Here is a 6,231-nt window from a genome sequence, read left to right on the forward strand (position 1 = left end):
ATTTATTAGAGCTTCATTGAAAAGTAAGTACAGTTATACTAACTGCTAACTATGCCTGAAGTACCTTCAATTAATATGTTTTATCTTTCTCTGTTATTATCCTCTCTACTTCACTTTTTTGTCTATTGTTGAAATCACTGAATTTTTTTATGAAGTTTTTTTGCAAGATTCTGTGATTTTACACAAAACCAAGACAAACTTTAGAAAGACTGTTGTATGAATTAGCCTCTTTTTTAAGGATGATTTTCAGATTTTGAAGCGGGGGAATAGCTCTCTCGCTATATTCATGAATAGATACTTATAATAAAACCAATACAAAAATGTTAATATATTTACTGCCTACTATTAATAACTCAATGTTGTTGGCAATGACTACTTGTTTTGCTGGACAGAATATTGCATCAACAAAAGTTGAGAGACACACCCTAAATATTTTTCAGGTGCATCTTCTCAGAATCGAATATGTGGAGATATACTTAAGTTAGGTTTTTAAATTGACGTAGGTTTGCAAGAAATTAGACCTGTGAACCTACTTTTCTTCTTTTTGTTTGCGTTTCAGGGAAGTTGAACCTAAAGCACCTATGGCTAGTAAGCCTAGTATAGAAGTAGGTTCGGGTACTTCCTCAAACTCATATTTTAAAGTCATTTCTCCTGATACTTCGGAAAGATTAGAATCTAAAAAAAAGGCAATGCCATTGCTAAGGTCTCCAGTCGTAAAAAACTCTACAACCACATCGCCAACAGAAGCTACATCTACAAATGCACTGGTGTTCAACATTTCCCAGTCTGTTATACTCAAATTTACAGTAACCCCATTATCTACTTGAGAATTGCTAACAAAAACACTCTCTACATCAGACAGACCAGCAAATGCTCCATCACCAAACAAAGATAAGACAAAACTTCCTTCACAATCCTTGTAGAATGTACATAATTGTGCTGGGTCAAATGCTGAACCTGTAGCAGAGAAGTTATAGTCTAAAGAAACTCCTGTAAGGTTTCCTACAGAAGAGTCAAAGCCATCAAATGAGATTGAGCTAGAAAAATTTGTTACAGTTTGTTCTATAGTTGCTGCTTGAGCAGGAAGAACAGATGCTATTAAAGCTAGAGCTGATGCTAATCCTGTGGTAGTTAATCCAGAAGCAATTTATAGCTTTTTCAACATAATTAAATTTCCTGAGTTAAGATTGATTGCTTACAACATTAATCTAGCTCTACCCCCGAAATTTTCGCAATACTGATGCGCCTAACTTTACAGAATCTTTAATTTTGTCTACGGTGTTTCTAGTTAGTTAAAATCAGTGGAATTAATTACTAGATAAAGGCTTGATATCTATAGCTACGGCAAAAGTAATTATCAATTNCTTTTTCAACATAATTAAATTTCCTGAGTTAAGATTGATGGAGGAAAAAAGGAAGCGAGAGCGAAAAAAGAAATTTTCGCAATAATGATGAGAATAAATTTACAGAATCTTTAATTTTGTCTACGGTGTTTCTAGTTAGTTAAAATCAGTGGAATTAATTACTAGATAAAGGCTTGATATCTATAGCTACGGCAAAAGTAATTATCAATTTTCGATGAAGTTAGACTAAACTTTCTGGATTTTATGGTTGAACAACTGTTTTATTACGGCTTCATATAAATTATAGAAATTTTTATTGGTTAGTACATCTAGGAAATCTAGGAGTGATATAATAAAAGTTTGTATAAAAAATATTCTTCAGATAATGAAATTTTATTTGGTGTTGTGGATTAACATAGCGATCTCTAGGTAGGTTACTACGGAAATCTTCAATTTGTAGCGAATTTGTGGCATGAAAATCGCTATCGCAAAGGGAAGTTAAAATTTGAGGGGTGACAAATTAAACTTTGGTCTCCTCTTTTACTTTTTATAAGATGAAAAATGTAGGGACGTTCCATGGAACGTCCCTACGGGGTTGACTATATTAGTGCAATAGTAGGGGCGGGTTTTAGCGAAAATTTTCATGCTTACTCTAAGATTTATACAAACCCGCCCTAATGGGTGTGCATTAGATGTATCAGTTTACTACAAGTTTTCCTCCTGACTCCTGACTCCTGTCTCCTGACTTCTCCTTTGCTAAAACGGTGCGTTACGACGGGTTGCTAAGTCTCTTTCCGAGTCTAAATTTTCGCCGTCTAACGCACCCTACAACTTCTCTTCCCTGTTCCCTGTTCCCTATTCCCTATTCCCTTCTTCAGCGTTATGACGGGTTGCTAAGTCTCTTTCCGAGTCTAAATTTTCGCCGTCTAACGCACCCTACAACTTCTAACGCACCCTACAACTTCTCCCTTCTTGCCTTCTTCCTTCTTCCCTCTTCCTTCTTCCTTCCAACTTAATAATAATTCTGTATCGCCTTCACTTCCAACACTTCCGACTTCAACGCTCGGATCGCCGCTGCCGTCGCTTTCGCCCCCGCAATAGTCGTAATTAACGGTATTTTATAATCCAACGAACTCCGCCGAATTTTAATCCCATCAGCACGATCTTCTTCCCCTGAAGGAGTTGTAATAATTAACTGAATTACTCCATTTTTAATTCCATCCAAAACATTAGGTCGCCCTTCATGCAACTTCAACGTCAAACCCACATCTAAACCATGCAAACACAATACCTTCCGAGTTCCTTCAGTTGCCACCACTTTCAAACCTAAGTCAATTAAATCTTTAACCACTGGTACAACTGCTTCCTTATGTCGATCGCTCATCGACACAAACACTGTTCCCTCTAAAGGTAATTTTTGCCCTGCGGATAACTGCGCTTTAGCAAAAGCTTTACCAAAGTCAACATCAATACCCATCGCTTCTCCAGTGGAACGCATTTCTGGTCCTAATAGTGTATCTGTACCGGGGAATTTAGCAAATGGTAACACTGCTTCTTTCACGGAAACGTGTTCGGGTATTTGTTCCTCTACAAAACCTAATTCTTCTAATTTTTTCCCAGACATGACTCGTGATGCCATTTTTGCTAAAGGTGTTCCTATTGCTTTAGATACAAAAGGTACTGTTCGCGACGCGCGGGGGTTTGCTTCCAAAATATATACCGTTTCCCCTTGTACCGCAAACTGGATATTCATTAACCCGATAACATTCAACGCTTTTGCCAGAGCAACAGTCCATTGGCGAATTGTTTCCACCGCAGCAGGAGCTAAAGTTTGATAAGGAATGGAACAAGCAGAGTCACCAGAATGAATACCCGCTTCTTCAATATGTTCCATGATGCCACCGATAACTACCTGACCTGTCGCATCAGCAATAGCATCCACATCTACCTCAATAGCATTTACCAAGAATTGGTCAATTAAAATGGGATGTTCTGGTTCCACCTGTACTGCAAACGTCATATAACGTTCTAACTCTTGGTCAGAATAAACAATTTCCATTGCTCGACCTCCCAAAACATAGGAAGGTCGCACCACAACCGGATAACCAATTTTCTGTGCAACTGCTAACGCATCTTCAAAACTACGAGCGAGACCGTTTGCTGCTTGACGAATATCTAAATCTCGTAAAATCTTCTCAAACCGTTCCCGGTCTTCAGCAGTATCAATGGAGTCTGGGGAAGTACCCCAAATTTTGGTTTTACTTTCTACTTGCTCCAAATATTTTTGTAGAGGAAGAGCTAATTTTAGAGGTGTTTGTCCGCCAAACTGAACAATAATTCCTTCTGGGCTTTCCGCTTCAATAATATTCAGAACATCCTCTTTAGTCAAAGGTTCAAAATAGAGACGATCGCTCGTATCATAGTCAGTCGATACAGNAGTCTGGGGAAGTACCCCAAATTTTGGTTTTACTTTCTACTTGCTCCAAATATTTTTGTAGAGGAAGAGCTAATTTTAGAGGTGTTTGTCCGCCAAACTGAACAATAATTCCTTCTGGGCTTTCCGCTTCAATAATATTCAGAACATCCTCTTTAGTCAAAGGTTCAAAATAGAGACGATCGCTCGTATCATAGTCAGTCGATACAGTTTCCGGGTTAGAGTTAACCATTATTGTTTCAAACCCATCCTCTCCTAGAGCGTAACTTGCATGACAACAACAATAATCAAATTCTATTCCCTGACCAATACGGTTCGGTCCGCCTCCCAAAATCATTACTTTGCGTTTTTCAGAAGGCAAAACTTCTGAGTCTTCTTCATAAGTAGAATAATAGTAAGGAGTCAGCGCCTCAAATTCTGCTGCACAAGTATCCACCGTTTTATAAGCAGGTTTAATTCCCAAACTTAACCGATAACTTCTGACCTCATCCTCAGTAGTTTTGCTGCAATAGGCAATTTGGCGATCGCTAAAACCTTGACGTTTAATATCCCACATCTGCTCTTTTGTCAATTCATTCAGAGGAATGCGCTTAATCAATTTTTCTGTATCTATCAACTCCCGCAGTTTATCCAGAAACCAAATATCTATTCCAGTCAACTCATAAATTTCCTCTACAGTCATTCCCAACAACAAAGCATAACGAACTGTAAATACTCTCTCTGGGTTAGGTGTGCGTAACCCCGCTCGTACCTGTTCCAAACTTGGTAGCTTTTCCCAGCGATCGCCACCGAAACCACCTCTACCCGTTTCCAAAGACCGCAAAGCTTTCTGAAAAGACTCCTGAAACGTCCGACCTATTGCCATTGCTTCCCCAACCGACTTCATCTGAGTAGTCAGCACTGGTTGGGAACCAGGAAATTTCTCAAAAGCAAACCTGGGAATTTTCGTAACCACATAATCAATAGTAGGTTCAAAACTCGCAGGCGTCTTTTTCGTAATATCATTCGGAATTTCATCGAGACTATAACCAACTGCCAACTTTGCAGCCATTTTCGCAATGGGAAAACCAGTTGCTTTTGACGCCAAAGCAGAAGAGCGACTCACCCGTGGGTTCATCTCAATCACAATAACATCCCCATTCACCGGGTTAACCGCAAACTGAATATTCGACCCCCCAGTTTCCACCCCTATTTCCCGAATAATTTTAATCGACGCATCTCGCAGTCGTTGATATTCCTTATCCGTCAAAGTTTGCGCCGGAGCAACAGTAATAGAATCTCCCGTATGTACCCCCATCGGGTCAATATTTTCAATTGAGCAAATAATCACCACATTATCCGCCAAATCTCGCATTACTTCCAATTCGTATTCCTTCCAACCAATTAGGGATTTTTCCACCAAAATTTGAGACACCGGACTAGCATCTATCCCTGCTTGTGCCATTACCTCATATTCTTCTTGGTTATAGGCAATACCGCCCCCAGTCCCTCCTAAAGTAAAAGCAGGACGAATAATTAGAGGATATGTTCCAATTTCTTGAGCGATCGCCTTGGCCTCTTCCCAATTACTAGCAATACCCGATGGACAAACTCCAATACCTATCCTGGCCATTGCTTCCTTAAACAATTGACGGTCTTCGGCCATTTCAATCGCAGGTAATTTTGCCCCAATTAATTCCACACCATATTTGGCTAAAGTGCCATTTTTTGCCAGAGAAACTGCTATATTTAAAGCAGTCTGACCACCCATTGTTGGTAATAGGGCATCTGGTCTTTCCTTTGCTATAACTTTTTCTACAAGTTCCGGCGTTAGAGGTTCAATGTAAGTCCGTTCGGCAATTTCTGGGTCTGTCATAATTGTGGCAGGATTGGAATTTACCAATACCACCTCAAAACCCTCTTCCCTGAGAGCTTTACAAGCTTGAGTTCCACTATAATCAAATTCACAGGCTTGGCCAATAACAATCGGACCTGAACCAACCAGTAGGATTTTGCGTATATCTTGGCGTCGTGGCATAGATTTATTTGTATTTGTTTGAGAATTAAGACTTAATCCAAAGTATTTTAATGGTTGGTATAGTGGTTGTGTTATTATATACAGACCAATTTTATATTTGATTGTTAAAACCATTTAGGTGTCAGCCATCAGCCATTACTTAGAATATTAGGTTATTTCCAATTTTGAATTTGCAGCAAAACTGATAGATAATCTTTCAACAATTAATAATTGATAATGGATAATTGATAATTACCTCTACTTAAAAGTAAGAGGATTTAATAAAAGGAAAATAAATTTATTGTTTCTCTTGAAATAGAACGCTTTATACCTTAATTTTTCGGTAAGCATTAAGCCATTAGCTCTTAGCTATCACCTAATTAATTTCTAGTGTTTTATCAGTAAGAATCATAATAAAATTTAGTTAGGCTTTTTGAATTTTATAGAAACAGAAGCAT

Annotated in this window: 3 protein-coding genes and 2 pseudogenes; 1 reads left to right on the plus strand and 4 read right to left on the minus strand. The window is 38.5% G+C overall.

The window, feature by feature from the left end; genetic code table 11:
- The first annotated feature begins 320 nt into the window (after window positions 1–320).
- A complete protein-coding gene (locus AFK68_RS36860; protein WP_168186490.1) occupies window positions 321–485 on the plus strand; it encodes a hypothetical protein in 165 nt (54 codons plus the stop codon).
- Window positions 486–529: 44 nt separating this feature from the next.
- Here the strand turns inward: AFK68_RS36860 and AFK68_RS38975 are convergent, their stop codons facing one another.
- From AFK68_RS38975 to carB (AFK68_RS15180), 4 genes and pseudogenes are all read right to left on the minus strand, one after another.
- Window positions 530–889 (minus strand): PEP-CTERM sorting domain-containing protein, encoded by a 360-nt coding sequence (locus AFK68_RS38975; protein ID WP_094673522.1) that lies wholly within the window; start codon window positions 887–889, stop codon window positions 530–532.
- Window positions 890–961: 72 nt separating this feature from the next.
- Window positions 962–1,147: pseudogene (locus AFK68_RS45280) on the minus strand (choice-of-anchor E domain-containing protein); the annotation flags it as partial.
- Window positions 1,148–2,355: 1,208 nt separating this feature from the next.
- A partial coding sequence (gene carB / locus AFK68_RS15175) for a carbamoyl-phosphate synthase large subunit (protein ID WP_143437897.1) occupies window positions 2,356–3,779 on the minus strand: 1,424 nt, incomplete at its 5' end.
- Window position 3,780: 1 nt separating this feature from the next.
- Window positions 3,781–5,794 (minus strand): annotated as a pseudogene (gene carB / locus AFK68_RS15180) (carbamoyl-phosphate synthase large subunit); the annotation flags it as partial.
- Window positions 5,795–6,231 lie beyond the last annotated feature (437 nt).

The sequence above is a fragment of the Hydrocoleum sp. CS-953 genome, assembly GCF_002260545.1.
Lineage (GTDB): Bacteria > Cyanobacteriota > Cyanobacteriia > Cyanobacteriales > Microcoleaceae > Trichodesmium.